The 23,181-nt window shown below is 43.0% G+C and carries 28 protein-coding genes and 2 pseudogenes; 18 read left to right on the top strand and 12 right to left on the bottom strand.

Annotated features, from left to right (window positions below):
* Positions 1-6: 6 nt before the first annotated feature.
* The 8 genes and pseudogenes from V8V91_RS10500 (at position 7) to V8V91_RS10465 (ending at position 8,958) form a co-directional block, all read left to right on the top strand.
* Positions 7-1,023, top strand: a complete 1,017-nt coding sequence (locus V8V91_RS10500; RefSeq protein WP_373400020.1) for a zinc-binding dehydrogenase — start codon at positions 7-9, stop codon at positions 1,021-1,023.
* Positions 1,024-1,048: 25 nt separating this feature from the next.
* Positions 1,049-1,818, top strand: a pseudogene (locus V8V91_RS10495) (SDR family NAD(P)-dependent oxidoreductase).
* Between the two features lie 27 nt (positions 1,819-1,845).
* Positions 1,846-3,303, top strand: coding sequence for an aldehyde dehydrogenase (gene aldA / locus V8V91_RS10490; protein WP_373400019.1), 1,458 nt, complete (start codon positions 1,846-1,848; stop codon positions 3,301-3,303).
* On the top strand, positions 3,300-4,394 hold the full coding sequence (locus tag V8V91_RS10485) for a mandelate racemase/muconate lactonizing enzyme family protein (RefSeq protein ID WP_373400018.1): 1,095 nt from the start codon (positions 3,300-3,302) through the stop codon (positions 4,392-4,394). Before aldA ends, V8V91_RS10485 begins: the two co-directional genes overlap by 4 nt.
* 9 nt (positions 4,395-4,403) lie before the next feature.
* The gene (locus tag V8V91_RS10480; protein ID WP_373400017.1) at positions 4,404-5,447 is read left to right on the top strand and encodes an aldose epimerase family protein; all 1,044 of its coding nucleotides are present in this window, start codon (positions 4,404-4,406) and stop codon (positions 5,445-5,447) included.
* A gap of 36 nt (positions 5,448-5,483) precedes the next feature.
* Positions 5,484-6,497: an L-rhamnose/proton symporter RhaT gene (locus V8V91_RS10475; protein ID WP_373400016.1), complete on the top strand. Its 1,014-nt coding sequence runs from the start codon at positions 5,484-5,486 to the stop codon at positions 6,495-6,497.
* Positions 6,498-6,515: 18 nt separating this feature from the next.
* Complete coding sequence (locus tag V8V91_RS10470) at positions 6,516-7,913, top strand: sulfatase (protein WP_373400015.1); 1,398 nt, start codon at positions 6,516-6,518, stop codon at positions 7,911-7,913.
* Positions 7,914-7,944: 31 nt separating this feature from the next.
* Positions 7,945-8,958 carry a family 16 glycosylhydrolase gene (locus V8V91_RS10465; protein WP_373400014.1) on the top strand — a complete coding sequence of 338 codons (1,014 nt, stop codon included), beginning with the start codon at positions 7,945-7,947 and terminating at the stop codon, positions 8,956-8,958.
* Between the two features lie 14 nt (positions 8,959-8,972).
* On the opposite strand, the gene V8V91_RS10460 is transcribed toward V8V91_RS10465, so the two are convergent.
* Positions 8,973-9,815 carry an AraC family transcriptional regulator gene (locus V8V91_RS10460; protein ID WP_373400013.1) on the bottom strand — a complete coding sequence of 281 codons (843 nt, stop codon included), beginning with the start codon at positions 9,813-9,815 and terminating at the stop codon, positions 8,973-8,975.
* Between the two features lie 120 nt (positions 9,816-9,935).
* Here V8V91_RS10460 and V8V91_RS10455 point away from each other — a divergent pair, with 120 nt between their 5' ends.
* The 8 genes from V8V91_RS10455 to V8V91_RS10420 all read left to right on the top strand — a co-directional run bounded on the left by V8V91_RS10455 (position 9,936) and on the right by V8V91_RS10420 (position 14,792).
* Positions 9,936-11,150, top strand: a complete 1,215-nt coding sequence (locus tag V8V91_RS10455; protein WP_373400012.1) for a cytochrome P450 — start codon at positions 9,936-9,938, stop codon at positions 11,148-11,150.
* A 4-nt stretch (positions 11,151-11,154) separates the two neighbouring features.
* A complete protein-coding gene (locus V8V91_RS10450; protein WP_373400011.1) occupies positions 11,155-11,463 on the top strand; it encodes a 2Fe-2S iron-sulfur cluster-binding protein in 309 nt (102 codons plus the stop codon).
* Positions 11,460-11,942: an FAD-dependent oxidoreductase gene (locus V8V91_RS10445; RefSeq protein WP_373400010.1), complete on the top strand. Its 483-nt coding sequence runs from the start codon at positions 11,460-11,462 to the stop codon at positions 11,940-11,942. The genes V8V91_RS10450 and V8V91_RS10445 overlap by 4 nt, the downstream gene beginning before the upstream one ends.
* A gap of 2 nt (positions 11,943-11,944) precedes the next feature.
* Positions 11,945-12,604, top strand: coding sequence for an NAD(P)/FAD-dependent oxidoreductase (locus tag V8V91_RS10440; RefSeq protein ID WP_373400657.1), 660 nt, complete (start codon positions 11,945-11,947; stop codon positions 12,602-12,604).
* The gene (locus tag V8V91_RS10435) at positions 12,601-12,714 is read left to right on the top strand and encodes a hypothetical protein (RefSeq protein ID WP_373400009.1); all 114 of its coding nucleotides are present in this window, start codon (positions 12,601-12,603) and stop codon (positions 12,712-12,714) included. The genes V8V91_RS10440 and V8V91_RS10435 overlap by 4 nt, the downstream gene beginning before the upstream one ends.
* A 145-nt stretch (positions 12,715-12,859) precedes the next feature.
* Positions 12,860-13,978, top strand: coding sequence for an alcohol dehydrogenase catalytic domain-containing protein (locus tag V8V91_RS10430; RefSeq protein ID WP_373400008.1), 1,119 nt, complete (start codon positions 12,860-12,862; stop codon positions 13,976-13,978).
* A gap of 11 nt (positions 13,979-13,989) precedes the next feature.
* Positions 13,990-14,436 carry a hypothetical protein gene (locus V8V91_RS10425; protein ID WP_373400007.1) on the top strand — a complete coding sequence of 149 codons (447 nt, stop codon included), beginning with the start codon at positions 13,990-13,992 and terminating at the stop codon, positions 14,434-14,436.
* Positions 14,343-14,792 carry an alpha/beta hydrolase gene (locus tag V8V91_RS10420; RefSeq protein WP_373400006.1) on the top strand — a complete coding sequence of 150 codons (450 nt, stop codon included), beginning with the start codon at positions 14,343-14,345 and terminating at the stop codon, positions 14,790-14,792. The genes V8V91_RS10425 and V8V91_RS10420 overlap by 94 nt, the downstream gene beginning before the upstream one ends.
* A 325-nt stretch (positions 14,793-15,117) precedes the next feature.
* Here V8V91_RS10420 and V8V91_RS10415 read toward each other — a convergent pair.
* The 9 genes and pseudogenes from V8V91_RS10415 to V8V91_RS10375 form a co-directional block, all read right to left on the bottom strand.
* Positions 15,118-15,867 (bottom strand): annotated as a pseudogene (locus V8V91_RS10415) (polysaccharide deacetylase family protein).
* Positions 15,868-15,913: 46 nt separating this feature from the next.
* Positions 15,914-16,624 carry a DUF1080 domain-containing protein gene (locus V8V91_RS10410; protein WP_373400005.1) on the bottom strand — a complete coding sequence of 237 codons (711 nt, stop codon included), beginning with the start codon at positions 16,622-16,624 and terminating at the stop codon, positions 15,914-15,916.
* A 64-nt stretch (positions 16,625-16,688) separates the two neighbouring features.
* The gene (locus V8V91_RS10405) at positions 16,689-17,366 is read right to left on the bottom strand and encodes a c-type cytochrome (RefSeq protein ID WP_373400004.1); all 678 of its coding nucleotides are present in this window, start codon (positions 17,364-17,366) and stop codon (positions 16,689-16,691) included.
* A 5-nt stretch (positions 17,367-17,371) separates the two neighbouring features.
* On the bottom strand, positions 17,372-17,650 hold the full coding sequence (locus V8V91_RS10400) for a hypothetical protein (RefSeq protein ID WP_373400003.1): 279 nt from the start codon (positions 17,648-17,650) through the stop codon (positions 17,372-17,374).
* A 35-nt stretch (positions 17,651-17,685) separates the two neighbouring features.
* Positions 17,686-18,414 (bottom strand): HEAT repeat domain-containing protein, encoded by a 729-nt coding sequence (locus tag V8V91_RS10395; protein WP_373400002.1) that lies wholly within the window; start codon positions 18,412-18,414, stop codon positions 17,686-17,688.
* Positions 18,411-18,605, bottom strand: a complete 195-nt coding sequence (locus V8V91_RS10390; protein ID WP_373400001.1) for a hypothetical protein — start codon at positions 18,603-18,605, stop codon at positions 18,411-18,413. The genes V8V91_RS10395 and V8V91_RS10390 overlap by 4 nt, the downstream gene beginning before the upstream one ends.
* Entirely contained in the window at positions 18,605-19,546 is a 942-nt protein-coding gene (locus V8V91_RS10385) for a PVC-type heme-binding CxxCH protein (protein ID WP_373400000.1), read from the bottom strand. The genes V8V91_RS10390 and V8V91_RS10385 overlap by 1 nt, the downstream gene beginning before the upstream one ends.
* Positions 19,543-20,238, bottom strand: coding sequence for a sugar phosphate isomerase/epimerase family protein (locus tag V8V91_RS10380; protein WP_373399999.1), 696 nt, complete (start codon positions 20,236-20,238; stop codon positions 19,543-19,545). Before V8V91_RS10380 ends, V8V91_RS10385 begins: the two co-directional genes overlap by 4 nt.
* Positions 20,239-20,285: 47 nt before the next feature.
* Complete coding sequence (locus V8V91_RS10375) at positions 20,286-20,414, bottom strand: twin-arginine translocation signal domain-containing protein (protein WP_373399998.1); 129 nt, start codon at positions 20,412-20,414, stop codon at positions 20,286-20,288.
* A gap of 175 nt (positions 20,415-20,589) precedes the next feature.
* Between V8V91_RS10375 and V8V91_RS10370 the strand changes: the two genes are divergently transcribed.
* Both V8V91_RS10370 and V8V91_RS10365 read left to right on the top strand, forming a co-directional pair.
* Entirely contained in the window at positions 20,590-21,288 is a 699-nt protein-coding gene (locus V8V91_RS10370; protein ID WP_373399997.1) for an NmrA family NAD(P)-binding protein, read from the top strand.
* A 14-nt stretch (positions 21,289-21,302) separates the two neighbouring features.
* The gene (locus V8V91_RS10365) at positions 21,303-21,485 is read left to right on the top strand and encodes a hypothetical protein (protein WP_373399996.1); all 183 of its coding nucleotides are present in this window, start codon (positions 21,303-21,305) and stop codon (positions 21,483-21,485) included.
* Between the two features lie 320 nt (positions 21,486-21,805).
* On the opposite strand, the gene V8V91_RS10360 is transcribed toward V8V91_RS10365, so the two are convergent.
* Together V8V91_RS10360 and V8V91_RS10355 are read right to left on the bottom strand one after the other, a co-directional pair.
* A complete protein-coding gene (locus tag V8V91_RS10360; RefSeq protein WP_373399995.1) occupies positions 21,806-21,994 on the bottom strand; it encodes a hypothetical protein in 189 nt (62 codons plus the stop codon).
* A 263-nt stretch (positions 21,995-22,257) separates the two neighbouring features.
* Positions 22,258-23,157, bottom strand: a complete 900-nt coding sequence (locus V8V91_RS10355) for a sugar phosphate isomerase/epimerase family protein (protein ID WP_373399994.1) — start codon at positions 23,155-23,157, stop codon at positions 22,258-22,260.
* Positions 23,158-23,181: the final 24 nt, after the last annotated feature.

The following is a 23,181-nucleotide window of genomic DNA, read 5'->3' as shown; positions in this document are numbered from 1 at the left end:
AACATTTTGAAAGCAACAGTTTACAATGGCAATCAATCCTTCACTGTGATTGAGAAGGAAATCGACGCGCCAAAATCAGGAGAAGTCCGCATCAAAGTAGCCTATTCTGGCGTCTGCGGCACTGACGTTCATATCTACCATGGCATGATGGATAAGCGGGTAAGCATTCCTCAGACTATAGGTCATGAGATGTCGGGAGTGATAGATAAAGTAGGTCCCGATGTGGAAGGATTCACCGAAGGAGAAAAAGTAGTGGTTAGGCCACTGGATGATCGTCTGGTAAAACCTTCTGACAAAGGATTCAATCACATCTGTGAGAATCTGAAATTCATTGGAATCGACAGCCCAGGCTCCATGCAGCAGTATTGGAATGTGCCGGCTTTCGTACTTCACAAGCTAAGGCCAGAGACGGATTTGAAGCTGGCAGCCTTGATAGAGCCTCTTTCAGTGGCTGTTCATGATGTGCGAATGTCTGGTCTTGTGGCAGGAGAAACGGCAGTTGTTCTTGGTGGCGGTCCAATTGGCCTTCTTGTGGCACTGGTTGCCAAAGAAGCCGGAGCAAATGTGATCATCTCGGAAGTGAATGAAACCCGCATACAGATGGCAGGTGAATTCGGCTTGAAGGCTGTGAATCCAACCAAAATAGACCTAGTGCAGTACGTCCGTGAGCAAACAGAAGGGAGACTTGCCGATGTGGTCTTTGAGGTGGCTGGAGTTCAGCCGGCCTTGGATGTGATGACAGAATTGGCTGGAATCCGTGGTCGTATTGTGATGGTGGCTATTCATGGGCAGAAAAAACCGGTGGATTTATTCAAGTTTTTCTGGAAGGAATTAAAGCTGATAGGTGCTAGAGTTTATGAAAAGGAGGATTATGAAAAAGCCATTGCACTGATCACAGCCAATGAGCTCCCTTTTGAAAAAATGATCACAGACGTGCAGCCGCTTAGCAATATCCAGCAAGTCTTCGAAAACATAGACAAGAACCCTGAGGGATTGAAGGTTTTGATGGACTGCCAACTTTAAATTTTTACTACAAAAAACAGCAATAATGGGAGTATTAGAAACATTTAGATTAGACGGGAAGACTGCATTGGTCACAGGATGTAAACGCGGAATTGGCAAAGCAATGGCGATCGGTCTGGCAGAAGCCGGTGCAAATATCATAGGCGTCAGTGCCACTTTAGAAGAAAATGGAAGCGCTGTCGAAAATGAAATAAGATCTCTTGGAAGAGAATTTAAGGGATATGCCTGTGATTTCTCCGATAGGAAAGCAGTCTATCAATTCATAGAGAAGGTAAAGGCGGATTTTCCGGTCATAGATATTTTGATCAACAATGCAGGTACTATTCTCAGAACTCCTGCTGCCGAGCATCCCGATGAGATGTGGGATAAAGTGATAGAGGTTAACCAAAATTCTCAATTCATCCTAACCCGTGAATTTGGGAAGGAAATGGTGAAAAGAGGAGCTGGTAAAATTGTGTTTACGGCTTCTCTATTGACTTTCCAGGGAGGGATTACAGTTCCTGGCTATGCAGCTTCTAAAGGTGCGATTGGTCAAATGACTATGGCTTTTGCCAATGAATGGGCCGGAAAAGGAGTGAATGTAAATGCGATTGCACCAGGCTATATCAATACAGATAATACGGAGGCTTTGAGAAACGATCCGGAAAGATCCGCTTCGATTTTATCCAGAATTCCAGCAGGAAGATGGGGAAGCCGGAGGATTTTGCCGGACCTACAGTTTTTCTCTGCTCTGAGGCTGCATCCTATATGAACGGCACTACTATGCTGGTCGATGGCGGCTGGATGGGCAGATAATTTTACCCAAAATAACCTTTAGAAAATATGTCTTCAATCAAAGAGTATCAATTATTTATAAATGGTGAGTGGGTGACTTCTGAATCAGGAGAGACCATAGATATCATCAATCCAAGTACAGAAGAGGTAGTAGCAAAAGTTCAAAATGGGACAGTGGACGAGGCACTTCAGGCATTGGAAGCAGCAGAGGCAGCTCAGAAATCTTGGGGAAAAATGCCTCCTCGTCAGCGTGCGGAATTGCTTTACAAGCTGGCAGCTGAAATCAGAACCAATGCTGATTACCTGGCAGAATTGCTGGTAAAGGAACAAGGTAAACTTCTCAAAGTAGCCAAAGGGGAAGTGGCTGTGACCGCATCTTTTATAGAATATGCCTGCGAAGGTGCTAGAAGAATAGAAGGGGATATCATCCCTTCCGACAATCCCGGGGAGCAAATCTGGATTCAGAAAATCCCTAGAGGAGTAGTGGTTGCGATTACCGCCTGGAATTTTCCTTTGGCTTTGGCCGGAAGAAAACTCGGGCCTGCTTTAGTCGCCGGGAATACGTTAGTTCTTAAGCCAACTTCAGAAACTCCTTTGGCTACTCTGGAACTGGGCAATCTCGCCAACAAAGTAGGTATTCCGAAAGGTGTTATCAATATTCTGACCGGTCCAGGCCGGGCTATGGGGACCGCACTCGTGGAGAGTCCCATTACCAAAATGGTGACAATGACTGGTTCAACTCCTGTAGGTCAGGATATTGCGAGAAACGCGGCCAAGAACCTGACGCATGTTCAGCTTGAGCTTGGGGGTAAAGCCCCCTTCATTGTCTTTAAAGATGCGGATATAGATGCTGCTGTGGATTCCGCCCTTCATTCCCGATTTGACAACTGTGGTCAAGTGTGTACTTGCAACGAGCGAATGTATGTGCAGGAGGATATTTATGATGAGTTTATGGAAAAATTCATCGCCAAAACTAAGGCTATCAAAGTTGGTGATCCCATGCTAGATGACACGGATATGGGGCCAAAGGTTAATCAAGCTGAACTGGCGCACATGGAAAAACTGGTTCAAATCAGTTTGGATGAAGGAGCTACCATTGCCACAGGTGGAAAACGACCTGCTGGTGTTGCTTTTGAAAAAGGCTTTTGGTTTGAGCCCACAGTCTTGACCAATATCACTCAGGACATGACGATTATGCATGAAGAGTCATTTGGGCCGATTCTACCGGTCATGAAATTCAAAACCTTCGAGGAAGTCATCACCTACGCGAATGACTGTGAATATGGCTTGGCGGCGATGGTTTTTACTAATGACATGAACCTGATCATGCGTTGCAACGAGGAACTGGAATATGGAGAAATCTATGTCAACAGAGGTCACGGAGAGCAACATCAAGGCTTTCACAATGGATACAAACTTTCCGGAAGTGGCGGTGAAGATGGCAAGTATGGCTTCGAGCAGTACCTGGAGAAAAAGACTTTCTACGTCAACTACAACAGATCATGAGCAATTTGATAAAAGAAGTAAAGTGTAAGCTTTTCAAGGTTCCGTTACCTGAAGTTTTGAATGATGCCAAGCATGGAGATCATACCCATTTTGAATTGGTTACTACGACCATTACCCTGGAAGATGGGACTGAGGGTACCGGATATACTTATACTGGAGGAAAAGGAGGTCATGCTATCAAGGCAATGGTAGAATATGATTTCGCTGGAGTTCTGGTGGGAAAAGATGGGAGTGATATAGACGGAATCTACGATTTCATGGAGTGGCATATCCATTATGTCGGACGTGGGGGAATTGCCTCTTTTGCTATTTCTACCATTGATATTGCACTTTGGGATATCAAATGCAAGAAAGCAAACCAGCCCCTTTGGAAAATGGCAGGTGGGGTAGACAATACCTGTAAAGCTTACTGCGGAGGGATTGATCTTCAGTTTCCGTTGGAAAAGCTGCTGCATAGTATAGAAAGCTACCTGGCAAGGGGCTTTAATGCCGTGAAAATCAAAATTGGTCGTCCAAATCTCCAGGAAGATTTGAATCGAATTTGCTCGGTGAGGAAGTTTACTGGCCCTGATGTCACTTTCATGGTAGATGCTAATTACTCCATGGATGTGGAGAAAGCTATCAAAGCTATTGAAGGGTTCAGAGAGTATGACATCACTTGGTTTGAAGAACCTATTATTCCTGATGATTACCTAGGCTATGCTGAAATTGTAGATAGAACCGGTTTTCCGCTGGCGATGGGGGAAAATCTCCATACCATCCATGAGTATGAGTACGCGATGGAGCAGGCAAAACTTTCTTTTATACAGCCTGATGCCTCGAATTGTGGAGGAATCACTGGTTGGCTCAAAGCTGCTAGGTTAGCGGCAAAGTATGGTGTTCCTGCCTGTTCACATGGCATGCAGGAATTACACGTTAGCTTGGTTTCCGCACAGCCCAATGCTGGTTGGCTGGAAGTTCATAGTTTTCCAATAGATGAATATACTACAAGGCCACTTGTAGTCGAAAATTTCAGAGCAGTGGCTCCAGACACTGCTGGTACAGGAGTAGTGTTCGATTGGGAAAAATTGGGTCCATTTCTAAATTCTTAAGCATAGCCTATGAAACCTATTGTAAATGATTTTGGTAGGCTTGAGGACGAATCCATTTCCATCTACACCTTGAGTAATTCATCTGGGATGCAGGTGAAAATAATGAATTATGGAGCTACGATCACTTCTATCCGCGTGCCCAATCGCTCGGGAGAATTGCTTGAAGTAGCTTGTGGCTTTGATAGCTTCGATGGTTATTTCTCGGAAGCTTATCAGGCGAACGCCCCCTATTTTGGAAGTACTGTGGGTAGGTATTGCTCGCATATCAAAAATGCCAGCTTTACCCTAAAGGATAAGCAGTATAAACTAGCGGCCAATGCAGGAAAAAATAATCTCCATGGAGGAAAAATCGGTTTCGATAAGAAGGTTTGGAAGGCTAGTATTCTTGATCTCCCGAACTTGTCTGCTGTGGAAATGAGACTGAAAAGTCAGGACATGGAAGAGGGCTTTCCTGGGAATGTAGAGGTATTGGTGATCTTCTCCCTTAATGAGGTAAATGAGCTCACCATCAACTATGAAGCAATTACGGATTTCGAAACTCCTTTTGCAGTGACTAACCATACCTATTTTAATCTCTCGGGTTTTTCTTCCAATATTTTAGGACATACGGCCCGAATTGCATCAGGCAGAAGGCTGGTCATGGATGAAACTGGAGCTGTGACCGGATCGGTGATTGACTTAGAAAATCAACCTGATAACCTAAGTAAAAGTAAAATCATCGGCGATGTGCAACAGGCCATAGCAGATGGGTTTGAACATTACTATGTCTTTGACAAGCCTGCTTTCAAAATGGAAAAGGTAGCGGAATTTAACTGTGCCGAAACTGGTATAGGTCTAGAGGTGGCTACTGATGAATTGGGGATGTTATTTTATACTGGGAAATATACCTGCGATTCCTTAAAGCGTGAAAATGGCCTGTCGTATGGCAAATTCCGGGGTTTTTGCTGTGAAACACATCGCTTTCCTAATGGCCCAAATCTGCCCAATTCTCCAGGTACTTTTCTCAAACCCGATGAGAAATTTAAGAGCTGTACCAAGTTTTCTTTCAGATAGATCAATTCCTAACATTCACCCAAAACTACACCCAAAATGACCGAAGGAATATTATTGGCGATAACTGCTGGCATTATGCTAGGCGTATATGCCTTACCCGAAAAATTCACCAAAGGATTCCAATACGAAAATACCTGGAGCCTTTTCTTTTTGCTCACCATGTTTGTGGTTCCTGTGATCGCCTCCGTAGTACTGATTCAAGGCTTTAGTGAGATTTTCAGTGAAATGCCTATGGATCTCTGGATTAAAATGGGCCTAGCGAGTTTCCTCTGGGGCATAGGAGTGATGATGTGGAGCAAAGCGATCAACTACATTGGGCTATCGCTGGGCTTTTCCATTTTCATTGGAACTGTGATTTTTATCGGTTCGCTGATACCCTTTGCAGTAGATGGCTTACCGGATCAGGAATCCTTGATCCTAATTCTAGTTGGGATACTGATAGTGCTTTTAGGCATTGTCCTCAAGAGAAAAGCTGGCCTCATTCGTGAAAAAGACGAAGCTCTAATTGATAATAAAGATTCGGAAGCTGGAAATAAAGGTTCCATGGCTACTGGGATACTGATTGCAATAGTTGGTGGATTATTGGCTACGGGTTTTAGCTATGCCAACGCTGTGGGTAGACCTTATCTGCATGAAGCTAGTCAAGCGCATGGAAATGCCGATTGGATCACTGCTGTAGCTGTCATGTTTCCGATTTTCATAAGTGGGGGCATCGTAATGACGGTCTATTTCGGTTACCAACTTTCCAAAAAGAAGGCATGGAAATCATTTAAAACTCCAGCCTTTGGTAAGAACTTCCTCTTCATCCTGTTTATGGCAGTTTTTCACTATGCAGCCTCAGCCTTGTTTGCTTTCGCAGCATTCAAACTTGGGGAAGCTGGCAACACGGTTGGGTATGCTATTTACAATACTTCATGTGTGGTGACGGCAATTTTGAGTGGGATTATCACCAAAGAATGGATTTCGGCTTCACTAAAAGCTAAAAAATTGCTGTATGCAGGAGTGGCATGCATGGTTATAGGAATTGTGGTGATTGCCATGGGGAATTAAGATTAGTAGATAAAAGTGATGATGAAACTATACCTAATGCTCCTGCTATTGATTTGGTCTGGTAATTTCCATCAGTCACTTCAAGTTCAGTCTAAACCTAATATTGTGTTGATTTTGGCCGATGATGCTGGATATGCAGACTTTGGTTTTCAGGGCAGTAAAGAGATGCTTACTCCCAATCTTGATTCGCTTGCGGCAAAAGGTGTGAAATTTACCCAAGCCTATGTTTCCGCAGCAGTTTGTGGACCATCTAGAGCTGGGTTGTTGACAGGGAAATATCAGCAAAAATTTGGCTTTGAGGAAAATAATGTACCCGGATATATGTCAGAATCCTGCCTGTCTGATGATGAAATGGGCCTACCATTAGATCAAAAAACTTTGGCAGATTATTTACTGGCACAAGGATATCAAACAGCCTTGTTCGGGAAATGGCATCAGGGAAATGCGGACAAATTTCACCCACTGAAGCGTGGATTCATCGAGTTTAACGGGTTTCGGGGAGGTGCTAGAAGTTATTTCCCTTTTGATAAGAATAATCCCAACACCAGGCCTGAGGATAGATTGGAACAAGGATTTAGGAATTATCAGGAAGCACCTATTTACCTCACAGATTACCTGGCAGATAAAGCTGTTGACTTTGTGGAGGAAAATAAAGCAAAGCCATTTTTCATTATGCTTTCTTTCAATGCAGTTCATACACCTATGGATACTCGCCCTGAAGATTTGGAAATCTTTGCTGGATTGATTGAGCAAAGGCAAAAATTGGCAGCTATGACCTATGCTATGGATCGGGCTTGCGGGCTTTTGATAGCAAAACTTAAATCCGAGGGTCTGCTGGATAATACCCTGATTGTATTCACCAATGATAACGGAGGTCCTTCAGACGCAAATTTCTCAGATAATTCTCCGCTGAGTGGAACCAAAGCAAACCACCTTGAGGGAGGTATTAGAGTGCCATTTATTATGAGTTTTCCAGGAGAACTACCAGAAGGAACCACCTACGACATGCCAATAAGTACCTTGGATTTACTTCCGACTTTTCTGCATTTAGCGGGAGAAAATCCAACTCAAATTCCAGGTTTGGATGGTGTGAACCTCATGCCATTTGTTAAAAATGAAAACAAAGCTAGACCTCATGATGTGTTGTTTTGGAAGAAGGAAAATAGGGGGGCTATTCGTCAAGGAGATTGGAAGCTAATTCGATTTCCGGATCGACCAGCTGAACTGTATGATTTGAGTAGGGACATTTCAGAAAGTAATGATCTGGCTGGCAAATACCCAGATTTTGTGAAAGAGCTATATAAGAAATTGTTTGAATGGGAATTGACTTTAGAGAGACCGCTTTGGCTACTTCAGCGAAAATATGAGGGAGATGCCATGAAAAGGATGGGCCAGTTTAAAAATAATTATAAGTAAAATATTGTACCACAACTAATTACGAAATCATATGAAGCTTTTTCTAATATCAATAATTTTATTGGGATTTGCATCTTGTTCTAATTCCCAAGACCAGGAATTGATAATCGACGATGAGCAGCAAATTGAAGAGCCAGTTACTCCGGAGCCCGAGTTGGGCTGGAAAGATATCCCTGTTCCTGCGGAAGCAGGTGACAACAAAATTTGGGAATTTCAGGATTTGTCAGACGACTTTGAATATGAAGCTGCGGCAGATGGGAAAAGTGAGAAATTTCTGGAAAAATGGGATGATTTTTATCATAACCAGTGGGCTGGTCCCGGACTGACGGAGTGGAGAAGAAATCATTCCTTAGTAAAAGATGGTCAGTTGCAAATGATTGCTGCACGCAAGTCGGATTCAGATAAGATTTTGCTGGGTTGTATTACTTCCAAAGTTCGGGTTTCTTATCCCGTATATGTGGAAGTTTATGCCAAAGTGATGAATTCTACCTTGGCCTCCGATGTGTGGCTTCTAAGCCCTGATGATACTCAGGAAATAGACATTGTAGAAGCCTATGGAGCCAGTTACTCGGCAAGTGCACAGCAGAATACCAGCTGGTTTGCCGAGCGGATACACCTCAGCCATCATGTATTTATAAGAGATCCTTTTCAGGACTATCAGCCCACGGATTCCGGTTCCTGGTATCAAGATGGCACGATCTGGAGGGAAGAATTTCACCGCTATGGAGTGTATTGGAGAGATCCCTGGCATTTGGAATATTATATAGATGGGGAGTTGGTTCGTACCGTTTCGGGCAAGGATATGATCGATCCCAAATTTTATACAAATGCTGAAGAGCCGGGGAATACCACCAAGGACACCCGAACCGGGCTGAGTAAGGAAATGGATATCATCATCAATGTGGAGGATCAAACCTGGAGATCCAGTCCTGAATCAGGTTTACAATCAGAAACCTACACGCCTACTGATGCAGAATTGGCCAATGCAGAGGATCATACATTCAGAGTGAAGTGGATAAGGGTGTATAAGCCAGTGGAAAAATAGTAGGCTATCATATTTTAGCTTTTCTTGAAATACCTCTTTCTATACTGTGCAGGGGATATCTGGTAGGATTCGTTGAATTTCTTATGGAAAAAAGGAAGTGAATCGTAGCCACATGCATAGGCGATTTGCGCTATGGGTTCCTCCGTGTCCACCAGCATCCTCGCTGCATGGTTTATTCTATATTCATTCAGGAAGGTAAAGAATGGCCTTCCCATCATCTTGGTGAAAAACCTGGAAAAGGATTGCTCGGAGAGATTTACTAAATCCGCTAATTCTTTCAGATAAATTTTCCTCCCAAAATTTCCCCCTACAAAGTCATGGATTTTGGCCATTCGTGTGCCGTATTCGCTGGGAATATCATCTGTAAAACTCGCGGCTGAAAGTGGGGTATAGGATGCTTTACTAAGTGCTGAAAGTAGGCCCAGAAGTTGAATATAAAGCTCTTGCCCTGACAAATCCGGGAAGGTTTTTATCAGGGGAATTAGGTGATTCACCTGCTCCTTGTCAAAAATCAAACCTCTGGAGGCGGTCTTTAACAATTGATGAATTGAGTCTAATTCTGGCACTTCGGGAAAAATCCCCAAATTCCATTGTACTACAAATGATTTGGAGTTTGATGACTGGGAGGTATTGTTTTTCCAGCAATGAGGAAGATTTGATCGCAACAAAACCAATTCTCCTGGCTGGTATCCCCCTACATAGTCCCCAATAAATTTGGTTCCTACACTTTCTTCAATGTAGGTCAGCTCATGCTGAGGATGGAAATGCCAGGGTGTTTCAAAATCCTTTTTATCAAAACAGAAACCTAAGATAGATTTCTGATTTCCTAAGGGGATGGGTTCTAAAATTGGCTTCAAAATCGTGTAGAGATAGTATGGTTAAGTTTACTATTTAATCAATAATCTATAGAAAATTATCAATAGACGACATAATAGATTACTTATTGGTGAAAATAGGGAAGTTATCTGAATGATTTTTTGGCAATTATTGTAAACCAAGAAACAAGGCCCTTACTTGAAACCGAACTCCATGAAAAAAGTGAAATACCTGATCCTTTTGCAACGCAAAGATCCAATTGTGGCTATGAGACTATAGACGACCAAAATGATCCTGTGACCATGTTGCTGCGCCACAAAGATGTCAGGAAGACTGCGCATAATTATAAGACCTTTACTTCTGAGACGGTTCCTGGAAGGATTGTAGTTCCCTCTGAAGTGAATATTCGTGATACACGGCAGATTCCATTTGAAGTGGATCCTCCAAAACATGGTGCATACAGATCAGTCCTAGAAGCATGGTTTAAGCGTCCTATTAATGCGGACTATCAGGAAGCATTGACTACGATGGTCTCAAGTATTATTGATGAGATGTTGGCTAAGGAATCTCTGGAAGTGGTCAATGAATTTGCGCTACCCTTACAGTCCCGTGCCCTGACGCTTTTGCTCAATACGCCTTTCAAAGAGTCAGAAACCTGGATATCCTGGGGGACACACGTTTTTCGTAGTGAAGGAGAAGCTTTGGATGCGGATAAAGCCAATGTGCTTTATGATTATATAGATCGTGAAATTGATCGTGCGATAGCCAATCCATCCGATGACTTGTATTCGGTACTCATGCAGTCAGATTTTGATGGGAGAAAGCTGTGCAAAGAAGAAGCAAAAGGAGTGATGGTTTTGACCTTCGCCGGAGGTCGTGATACGGTAATTAATGCCGTCACTAATGCAATCGCCTATTTTGCCGATCATCCTGAATCCTTGGAAAGGCTGAGAAAGGAGCCTGAAATCATTACTAATGCAGTGGAAGAAATGATCCGGTACTTTTCGCCTTTGACCCACATGGGCAGGGTTGTGACGGAAGATACGCAGGTCTGTGAGCATGCTGCGAAAGCAGATAGTCGGGTTTCCCTTTGCTGGGCCTCTGCCAATAGGGATGAAAATGTTTTTGAAAACCCGGATGAAATCGTCCTGGACCGAAAAATCAATCCTCATGTGGGTTTTGGTTTCAGTCACCATAATTGTCTTGGGGCTACGCATGCCCGACAGATTATGAGAATTCTATTAAAGGAACTTTCAGAGAAAATAGAATCAATAGACATTCTTGATTTGAAAGAAAATATAGAGCAATGGGGCAGATTCCAACGTAAGGTAGGCTACCATAAAATCAATGTGAAATTCAATGCAATAACCCCATAAAGAAATGGCAAAGATTACTTTTATAACTAGCGATGAGCAAAGGATTACTGTGGAAGGGTTTTCAGGTTCAGTGATGGCATTGGCCGTGGAAAACGGAATAAAAGGGATTGACGGTGATTGTGGGGGAGTATGTTCCTGTGCCACTTGCCATGTTCACGTGGCACCTGAGGATGTCACAAAAACCGGTGAGGCGAGCGAAATCGAAACGGATATGCTGGAATTGGATGATCATACGGATCAGTACAGTCGGCTTTCCTGTCAACTGCAGATTAGCGAGGACCTGGATGGAGTAGTTTTACGCGTTGCCAAATGAGGGATTTGAGCCTGGCAGAAAACCTAGCGGAAAATCAGATCTGTGTGATAATCGGGGCTAGTCATGCGGGTGTAAATTGTGCATTTGCGTTGCGCAAAGAAGGTTGGGGAGGGAAAATATTGCTTATTGACTCAGACTCGGAATTACCTTATCATCGTCCTCCTCTTTCCAAAACTTACCTCCATAGCTCAGAAGCATTGGGACAAAATCTCCTGAAGTCTTCTGAAAGCTATGGCAAGGAAAACATACAATTACTCCTTGGAATCAAAGCGCTAAGCATAGATCGAAAAACTCAAAAAGTACAGCTGGATAATGGTACATGGCAAGCCTACGATAAATTGGTTCTTGCCACAGGTGCTCGGGCGTTGATTCCATCGATCAAGGGTTTGTCCGAAGCTAAATATGTTTATCCGTTACGAACTGCCGCTGATGTCAACGGAATTCGGGATAAAATCTATAAGAACCAAGTCAAAAAGTAGTCATCATCGGAGGTGGGTATATTGGGCTGGAGACAGCTGCTTCCTTAAGGAAATTAGGAGCAAAAGTTACCGTGCTGGAGCGGGAATCCAGAGTGCTTGCACGCGTGACTGCGCCAGAGATGTCTTCGTTTTTTGAGAGTCTTCATGCGGCAAATGGAGTAAGCATCCACTGCAATAAACAAGTGATTTCCATAACAGAAGATGGTGAGAAAGTTCAGGTAATTTGTGAGAATGGTTCAAGCTTTCCTGCCGATTTGCTGGTACTTGGAGTGGGTATTCAAGTGAATTCAGAATTGGCATCCGCTGCTGGATTACAGATAGAAAATGGAATTCGAGTGGATGAGACTTCATGTACGAACGATCCGAATATTTATGCGATCGGTGATTGTACAGATCATTTCAACCCTCATTACAAGCGATATCTCAGACTGGAATGTGTGCAGAATGCGGTGGATCAGGCCAAAATCGCTGCTGGGGCAATCTGTGGTAAAGATGTTTTCTATGATGCGATTCCTTGGTTTTGGTCTGATCAATATGAAGTGAAACTGCAACTAGTTGGATTGTCTGCTGGATATAATGAGGCAGTTTTGCGAAAGAATCAGAGCTGGTTTTTTCCATCTGGTACTTTCGGGGAAATGAGCTGCTGGCCGTTGACGCGGTGAATTCAGCAAAAGCTTATGTTTGGGGTACTAAATTCATCAAAAGTGGAGAGCCTATAGACAAAGAAAAACTGAAGAATCCTGAAATTGAACTTAAATCTATTGGGAGATAGAACTACGGGATCAGGGTAAATAAATAGTAATTCAACCTAGCCAAACTTAGATTGGCTATTATTCCATTTAGCTTAAAGCTTTAGGAGTAAGCAAAAAAACATTTTGACCACAGTGTTCATGGTGGTTTTAAAGTAAATACAAACTATGTCAAAACTTTCCAAATCAGCCATAGCCAAAGGAGATGGCACTTTTAACATTTGTGAGGTCAGTATTTCTGATCCGGAACCTGATGAAGTGCTGGTGAAAATGAAAGCTGCCGGACTTTGCCATACTGATTATGACTCATTAAGCTGGGGCAAACCTATAGTAATGGGGCATGAAGGAGCAGGAGTAGTTGAGCAAGTTGGAGCTGCGGTGACAAGCGTAAAACCCGGTGATCAGGTGATCCTGAATTGGGCTACGCCATGCATGTATTGCTTTCAATGTCAGGAAGGCAATCAGCACATTTGTGAAAATAATTCTCCGGTAGTTGCCGGGGGAAATGGACATACGCCTGGTCAGGCCACTTTGGGAAGTACCAAGTGGGAGGGCAATCCTATAGAGCGATCATTCAATCTGGGAACTTTAAGTGAATATACCTTAGTAAAAGAGTCAGCAGTGGTGAAAGTAGAAGAGGCAAATCTGAATTTTTCTGCCGCCAGCATTATCAGCTGTGGCGTAATGACTGGCTATGGGTCTGTGGTAAATGCTGCCAAACTGAAAGCTGGAAGCTCTGTGGTAGTTCTAGGCTGTGGAGGGGTTGGATTGAATGTAATCAATGCCTGCCAAATCGCCGGGGCAAGCAGGATTATCGCAGTGGATATTAATCCAGCAAAATTGGAAATGGCGAAGATGTTTGGAGCTACTGAGGTTATTTTGGCTGAAAAGGATGATGTAGGACTGATCAGCGTTTCAGGTAAAGTCAAAAAGATGCTAGTAGGAAGAGGAGCTGATTATGCCTTTGAATGCACAGCTATTCCTGCTTTGGGAGCTGCGCCTCTGACCATGATCCGAAATGCAGGAACGGCTGTCCAGGTGAGTGGAATCGAGGAGGAGATTACGATAGACATGCGGCTTTTTGAATGGGATAAAATTTATATCAATCCGCTCTATGGCAAGTGCCGACCCCAGATTGATTTTCCTGTCCTGATGCAATTGTATAAAAAAGGGCAGCTTAAATTAGATCAAATGATCAGTAAGGAATACAGGTTGGATGATCTGCAACAAGCATTTGATGATATGCTAGCTGGAGTAAATGCCAAAGGAGTAATCGTTTTTCCCTAAAGCCATAAATTATGAGCAGTTTTAGATCCTTAGAATTGTCAGACGAGATGTTTGAGAATTCAGGCCTTCGTTTTTTGACAGTCAAGACGCCCAACTTAAAAGGTAGGGGAGATATCTGCCTCTTTGTGCCCAATGTGATAGACAATCCAACGGATCTTCCCATCTACATATTACTACATGGTGTTTATGGATCTGCTTGGGTTTGGGCGATGAAAGGAGGTGCACATGTGACAGCAAAGCGGCTGATGGAATCTGGTAAAATACGGCCAGCAATTATTGCCATGCCTTCAGATGGACTGTGGGGAGATGGTTCAGGATATTTAACACATCAAGACAGGATTTTGCTCAGTGGATTGTTTCGGATGTGCCCAAAGCTATACGCGAGAATATTCCCTGCGCCAGTGAAAAATCCCCAATCTGCATTGGTGGTCTTTCCATGGGAGGTTACGGAGCTTTGAAATTAGGAGCTCAATATCCAGAGGTTTTTACTGCTATTTCAGCTCATAGTGCCATCACCAGGTTTTCTGAAATGTCCTTATTTGTAGAAGAATCTCTCGATTCTTATAAGCTTCGAAATACTGACAATGATGTAATTGACTTGATCAAAAGGAACGTAAATTCTTTGCCTACCATTCGCTTTGATTGCGGAAAAGAAGATGAATTGCTTAGTGGGAATAGACTTTTGCATGAGCAATTATCAGAATTAGGAGTGGAGCATTCCTATGAGGAATTTGATGGAGGGCATCAGTGGGAATACTGGCAAAAGCATCTGGAGAGTACACTTAGGTTTTTTGATAACCACTGTAGCAGATAATCTGTTTATAGTGAGTTTTTTCAATTATTGAAATACAAGAAGATAGGGCAGAAAAATAGGGGCTAGAAGATTGGCAATCTAAAGCCGAAAATGAATTTTTCCTGATAGGAAGGTTTAAAAGAAGCCTTGCGTTTAAGCTTATAGCTGTCTGGAATTCAATATTTTTTTGTAATCATATAATGACCAAATCAAAAGCCTTTCCCAGACATACTCAGAGGTTTGTGAAAGTGGATTTATTTTTGTCCGAGATCCTTCCAAGTTATCAATTGAATGTTATTTTCCATTAGTAGGATTCTGCATGTTTCACCAGTGAAAAAATCGAAGTCTATCTTTCGCCATTCCGATCCAAAATTCGGATGATTGATGGAGATACCTTACATTTCCTGTGTGTCAAAAGATGGATCAAGATCATATTTAAACCGGGAAAAAGCTCCCTCAGAACTTGTTCGTAATAGATAGCGAGCTTGCCTTTTTCGAAATCTGCATATTTGCCCACATACACATGGTCAAAAATCAAATCATCCTTTCGGGTGTTACTCTCGAAGTCGAAACCTACTTCTTCCATCAATTGTCGGTTGATTAGACAGGGAAGATGGTATTCTTCGGCGAGTTCACTAAATATATTCAGGAGATCGGGGCGTGAACCTACACTGTACATATGTGAATCAAGATGCGAGGGAGAAAGGCCAAGTTCTAATGCTCACTCAATTTGAGCTTGAAGCTCCAATCTGACTTCGCTAGCAATGGCATTTTTACTAAGCGATTTTCTTTTTGGTTAGAAATAGGCATTCTCGTCTACCAGACTTGGAACTTCATGGATAGGTAAAATGGGTCCGAATTTATAGTTTTTCCACTCACAGGTGAGTGTAAGATGTATCCCATAATCAAATTGGGGGTTGTTTTTGGCGAATTTTGGCATTTCAAAAAACTAGGGACAAGGCACCATAATGCTGTAGGAAGTGACCATTCCTTTTTCCAAAGCACCAATTGTCGCCAGGTTTTCAGAATGGCAAAGAGCGGAATCATCCGCATGGATTATCAGCAATTTGCTGTTTTCCGGGTAATTGCTATTCATTTGTGAAAACACATTCTAAATATTGAAAATCGCGAATACAGAAGGATTACAGTTCTCTGATTTTTACGTTTCTGTAAGTGACCAATCCGGCATTTTGAAGCCCGATATGCCCGGATTTGGCAATGCCATAGTCAGGAACTTCAGCCCATTTCCCAGCCGCTTTCCGACTTTTCCAATCTTCACTGCCAAACTCATATTCCACTACTTTTTTGCCATTGAGCCAGTGCTCCACGTGAGGATATTGGACAATGATCTTCGTAGAATTCCATTCTCTGACTGGCTTCACTTCGGCTCCCTCCGGTGCATACATCGCATAACTACCAGCCGTAAGTTGGTTGGGTTTCATTTGGTCAGGCCAACCTTTGTCGTCCAAAACCTGATATTCAGGAGCATTTTCATAAATAGGAGTACTGTCGGATTTTTGGACGTAATAAAAAATGCCAGAGCTGTTGGCTTCTTCGATTTTCCACTCAAGCTCCAATTCAAAATTTTCATAGGAGTTTTTGGTAATCAGATCTTCTCCGGCGTCCCATCCTGCTCCGGAGGCCATCAGTTCACCGTTTTCAAATTTCCAGCCTTTGATTTCGGAACCATCATACATCTCCCAATGATCCAGGAAATTTCCATCTGTGAGCTGGATCCATTCAGAACTTGGGGTTTCAACTTCTTTATTTTCAGTTTTGCTTTGTTCGTTTGCTGGGCAGGACAGCATGGCAAATGCCGCGATCGGTAGGGATAAGGGTTTAAATAGTTTCATGGCTTGTAGGGTTTACTGGTTTGGGTTACAGGATAGTCGAGTAAGTAAATGATTTGTTTTGGATTTAGCGTAAGTTAAGTAGGTAGGTTGAAATGTCGGCCAATTCCTGAGCTTTCATACCCAAGCTTGCTGGGTCGGGCATAATTGAATATGCCTCCTGTTTTTTCTGATCGATTTCTGACAAACTTAGCGTGATACGTTTGCCTGAAAGATCTTTAATAATCAGTGTTTCTTTAGTTTCACCTTGGATAAATCCATAATAGGATTCACCGGATTTTAACTTCACCAGCCAAGGTTCGTAGCCAAACACAATTCCTCCATTCGGATTGATAATGGCATCGAGCAAGGTGGTTTGGTCATATTTGGTCTTGATTTGAGATAGATCTGGCCCAATGTCTTTCCCTTCTCCATTTACTGAATGACAGGTTGTGCAAAAGCTCTTAAATGCTGCCTCCCCTCTGAGTACATCGGAATTCAGGCTTTTTAAGTGATCGATAGCGTAGTTCTCTCCGTTTGCTTTGCTGCCAAAATAATTTCCGGCCTGTACGCGAACTCCCAAATTGGGATTGCTTGGAATGGTTTCCTTTACCGTCTCGATGAGGTCGGCAGGTAATGAATTAGATACAAGCATTTCCATCAGCATCTGGCCGCCAAGAGGGTCTTTTGCCATGGCTTTTGCCTGATTTTTACGGTTATTCAGCGCCATCTTTTCCTCCAAGAGTAGGCTTCTCTTGGCTTTCATTTCAGCTAGTTTTCTTGTTTTCTCCGGATCCACTCCAATTTTACCCCAATCCAAAAATCTTTCCAGTCATTTCCCTGGCGAAAGGAAAGCCAGTAATTGGCCATTTCGGCAAGGGAGGAGTCCGGGTGATTACTGAATGAGTACATCGTTTCTGCCGCGCTTTTCTCTGGAATAAATGCCAAGGAGGTCAGTACATAATCCTGCTTTTTAGTGTCCAGCTTTTCATTTTCCAGACGTTTTTTCAGTGCTGGGATTGCTTCTTTGCTAGGGATTCTCCAAGCCAAAGCTTCCAGTTCTTTGGACCATTCGCCTTTGTCTGTTAAGGGAAAGGTTTTTGGGAAATGGCGAAAGCTTCCTGTTCATGACCAGCTGCCATTTTTCCAAGAGCATCCAAATACCAGCTGTCCGTTGGGTCAAAATCTTTCAAAAGCAGTTCAAATGCCTTTTTTCTGACCTCCCAATCCCTATCCCATAGCATGGCGGCATAAGTTCTTCTCACCAAGGCAGAGGGATCCTCCAGCAGTTGGTCTGATGGGAGAAGGGAAGGATTTCCGTTGGCTTTGATTGCCCGAAGTGCTTCCAGGCGAGTCATTTCGTCCTCGCTGTCCAGTAGTTTTAAGGTTTTTTGTTTGCCTTGCTCTCCCAACTGTGCCAATAAATAGATGGCCCTCGACTTTATGAACGGGTTTTCATCACTTAGCAATGGTTCAATGAGCGGAATAGCCGTGTCTCCTTTGGCTTTCAACGCTTCAAATGCCTTAAGCCGAACGTTTACAGCCGGATTTTTCAAAACTTCCACCAAACCTTGGTCAGAATCATAATCAAGGGTGGGTGTGCTGAGTTTCTTGTCTTTAGGAACTATGCGATAGATTTTGCCCATTGCGGCGCTGTCTTTTATCTGATGTCCACCTACCACCGGATCATACCAGTCTGCGATGTAGATGGCTCCATCTGTTCCAGTTACCAGATCACTAGGCCGAAACCATTTGGCTTTTTGGCTGTGAAAGGACGTATCATTCCATACGTAACCTTCATCATCTTCCTTCACTGAAGAAAAAGAATCGTCCGTGAACCAAGTTCATATCCGGATTTAAAAACCTGAGGCTGATAGGAAAAAATTGAATTTCTACCTGCATCTGCACTCAACAGAGTACCTCTAAATTGCTGGCCGAAAGCATCTCCCTCGTATCTCATCATACCTGTAGGTGAACCTGCGCCGGTTTTATCTCCAGCTGGCATTACTCCCGGATCATCCTGATGCCAATGTGCACTAAAGATGTCTTGACCAGGTCGCTGGTCTGCTTGCCAAGTTCTGGTGCCATCCGAACTGAAATAACCTGCATTGCCTTTCTCTGGAATCCAAGAAACTCTACAGGTGACGACCTGATCATCGTTGTCATTTTGCCATAAGTCCCCCTTGAATCAACAAAGACCTCATAACTATTCCTGAAATTATGAGCAAGAACCTCTAGTCCTGTTCCGTCCGGATTGATTTTTAAAGCTAATCCACCGACATATACTTTTCCATCGTCACTGATCTGACCTCCGCTATTAGTGGTGTTATAGGGTGAACCACCGGTATATAGACTTCCCGAGCGTAAGGTCCAGCCACTTTTGTCAGTGACCTGATGGGGTCCTGCATTTCCTGTATTGAAATAAAGCTTTCCGTCAGGACCTGCCAAAATGGAATGCAGAGAGTGATCATGGTCTAGTCCTCCAAACCCAGTAAGAAAAATTTCCTTTTTATCGGGAACATCATCACCATCTTCATCCGTGTAGACAAGCAAATGAGGAGCACAGGAAATAAATACCCGCTTTCCAAAGACTGCTATACCCAATGGAGAAACTAAATCCGGGTCTTGGACAAAAACCCGGGAAGAATCCGCCACGCCATCCTGGTCGGTATCTTCCAGAATCATGACCCGATCACCTTGAGCGTGGTGAAGAAATGAATTCGAATCATTGTTATAGTTTCTATAATTCACTGCTTCTGTCACCCAAATCCTACCCTTTGCATCCACGTCCATATTCGTTGGATTAAAAAACATCGGAGACTCTGCCCACACACTGATTTCGAATTCTTCCGGAGAAAACAAGGCTGGCTCCTCAATGGCATCCGACTCACAAGAATAAGATAAGACCGAAAGTGCGAAAATGAATGTTATGGATTTGAAGCTCATGCGGGATTTAGATTTTTGTTTACAAAAGCTAGGTTGTGTTGATATGCTTTTACGATATCTGCCCCTTTGGGAGTCGACCATTCGATTTGCATATAGCCGGATCCTACATAGTTAGATTTTGACAGCAATTCGCCTATTCTCGCCCAATCCAAATCACCCTCACCCAATAATTTTCCGTTTTCCTTGATGTGGATTTCGCAGATATACTCCTTTGCCAATAGGGGAATCTCCTCATAGATGGGATGGCCGGCATCTGCAGAATTTCTGAAGTCGTAATAAATTTTTACTGAATTGGAACCAACGGAATCGATGATTTCCAGATGCTCAGCAGCAGAGAGGTAGGACTCGATGCCCAAGATCACTCCTGCTTTTTCTGCTTTTGGGGCAATGTTTTTTAGCTTGGAAATGACTTCACTTTTCCCTTGTGAATCGTCCCGTAGGTCATTTTTATTGAAAAATGGCAACAAAACCACGCCTAGATCCATGTTCTCTGCTACTTCGATGCTATCGGATACCCACTGTTCGGTTTGAGGATCAGATTTATAGGGATAAGAATTCAACTCCCCAATTGCCAGACTACTGATGGGGATGCCTAATGCTTTGGATTTTTGAAGGTATTCTTGTTGAAGGGATTTTTGTCTCAGATGAAGCTGATTATCGAAGTTACCTAGATTTACCTGAAGGCCATCCAAGCCTATTTTCTTGGCTATCTCCAGTCCGGCAGGATTGCTGCTTTGGCCTAAAGACCAATCACAGCCCCCACCTTTAAATGGAGCTTTTGATAAGGATTTGCTGAAATGTCAAAACCCATTCCCATCAGTAATGAGGCCAGAGCCGACTTTTTGAGAAATTCTCTTCGATTGTTCATTTGCTAGCTGTCTTCTGAGGGTTAATATATAAACTTTTCCTAACTTGTATAGACAGGATGGGTAGGATTTGTCGTGTCAGATTTACTGGCAACGATCCAATAGGAAGAAATCCTTGTTAAACTGATAATCAGCTGTGAATAAATGCTTACTAGACCTATTTAAAAATTCTGTTCGATGAGTTCAATTTTAATTTTGGGAGCAACGGGAAACGTCGGAAGGGAGGTGATCAAGCACTTACTAAATTCAGGTTGTTCCGCTGTAGTATTTGCAGGAGTTAGAAATCCGCAGCGAGCAATTGAAGGGTTTCCGGTGCATAAGCAGTTGAAGTTTCGTAGGTTTGATTTCGAAGACCAGAGCTCTTTCGGCGAGGCGCTGAAGGGAATTGACGTGTTGTTTCTTCTACGTCCGCCACAAATAGCAGATGTGGATCGGTATATCAAACCCCTGCTCAATTATGCCAAAAATGAGGGAGTGAAGAAGATCGTATTTCTGTCGGTGCAGGGTGTCGAACAAAGTAAATTTATCCCACACCACAAAATAGAGAAATTGATTTTGGCGATGAGTTTTAAGTTTGTTTTCTTACGCCCTAGTTACTTTATGCAGAATCTCACGACGACCTTACTGCCTGAAATTCAAGAAAAAGGTTCGATCACACTGCCGGCGGGTGGAGCAAAATTCAACTGGGTGGATGTGGAGGATATCGGTGCCTTTGCCGCAAAGGTCCTTTGCAATTTTGATGTTTTTAGCAGCCAGACTTTCGAGCTTACTGGGCTGCAAAATTTGTCCTTTCAGGAAGTTTCGAGTCTTATTCAAAAAAAAGTTGGAATTAAAATTAACTATCGAAGTGTAAGCCCTTTGAGGTTTTTCTGTTAAAAAGAAGAACCGGGATGAAAGCTGGTTTTGCTTTGGTCATGTTGATGCTCCACTTTCTGCCTCGATTCCAGGCCGAACCACGAATCAGTAGAGACTTTGTGAGAATTATGGGGAAAGACCCGACTTCACTGGAAAATTTTGTTTGGAGAGAGAGGACAAAATTGAGCGGAGGCATCCATCAACCGTCACAGGGATAGAAATCAGAGAATAGGTTAGTTTGTAGGGATTGGTTCTTTCAAATAGTCTTTTAGAATCGTCTGCTATTTTCCCTAGGAATACAACTCAAAGTAGAATTCTCAAGAAAAAGGGGCGACGAGTATTCTGACTATAAGCCAAAGGCAAGTTTCGATTACTTTTTCGAGGGAACAGGCTCGGAAGAATCAATAGTATATCTTTCCCTTCCTTTTTTGATGATAAATACCAAAAGAATTCGAGTTGGTAACTCGGGGCCGGGATTACGGGTAATTGAATGGAGGATATTTCGCGGCTCATAAAACATCTGACCAGAAGAGAAAGTCTAAGCTTCTTTTCCCGATAATCCGATTTGGACGTTGCCTTCCAAGACATATCCAAACAATTCGGCATCATGTCGATGAGCTACGGTGTCTTCAGCACCAGGGACCAGTGTCATCACAGAGGACTCCACCCGAAATCCAGCCAATCCCGGATCTGATAAGGCCTTAGAAAAGACGTTAGCGAAACTCATCGGCTCCAATTTTGAATTGGTAGTAGTATGTTCTAAATGATTGTGCTGCGAAAATGAAAGGATTGTCCCGCTAATTAGCAGAATAAAAATGAGAATGATCCTAGATGTTTTCATTGTTCGGTTAGTCACAGTAAAACTGTTAGATGTGTTGAGTTTATTAATCGGATTTTGGTATGTGATGAAATAGATATTAACATAATCGTGTAACAAAATTCCAACGGGCAAATTACACCAGGAACTATATGTCCATAAAGTCAACTAAGTCAGGCAAATAGATTCTTGACGACCTCCAGATCTTTCCTGTGTGCTGTGACTACATCCAGCGTGCGGGGAGATTGGGCTTCCAGGCACTGTTCGATGACCAGATGGGGCCTGATGTTTTTCTGTTTCAGCATTGAAGAGAATTTGAGGTAATCAATATCTCCCTCCGCTGTAAAACTCTCACTCCAGATTCCACCCGTGGATTGGCGAAGGTGAAGCTCCACGATTCTATCTCCATACATTTTCAATATGTCAAACACAGCAAGTTGGGAATTATCAGACCCTCGAAATACCCAATGCGTGTCAAAACAAAAAGAAACATACTCGGGATCTGTGTTTTGCAAGGTGTGGTGGATTTCCCTGGCACCTGCCCTGAGCTCCATGTCATGGGTGTGATAGGCCAGAGTCATTCCCATATCCTTGAGCTCTTTTCCCAGCTGGTCCATGGCTTTTGCCTGAGTGATTAGTTCGGAATCGGATTTATTGATAGGATTATTCCAGTCGATGGGGCTTGGATTGGTGACGATGATTTGACACCCGTACCCAACGGCTTTTGCTGCTATTTCCAGGATGGATTGGATGGACTTTTTGACTTGACTTTGTTCATGCAAAACAGAATTTGCATAGAGAGAGGGCATGGCTATTTGATTCTCTTTCATCGCCGGGATGAGTTTTTCCAACATCTCCAATGATTCTATTCCCGGCTCAAAAGATTTCAATCCGGATTGGGCATAGAGTTTCATGTCTCTGTTCCAGTTTTCGCCCCAGATCTTTCCATCTCTTCGGTAGAAAGTAAACCAATTATAGCCATTACTGGATATTGATTCATTTTGTATACCCAATTTTTGAAAATCTATGCTCGCAAGTAGAGGTAGGGAGGCAAGGAAGTTTCTTCGTTTCATGAAAAAGGTAATTAAGGGGTTATT

Source organism: Algoriphagus halophilus, from assembly GCF_041729275.1.
GTDB lineage: Bacteria > Bacteroidota > Bacteroidia > Cytophagales > Cyclobacteriaceae > Algoriphagus > Algoriphagus halophilus_A.
Note: the sequence above shows the minus strand (reverse complement) of the source record. Positions and strands in the feature narration are given on the sequence as shown.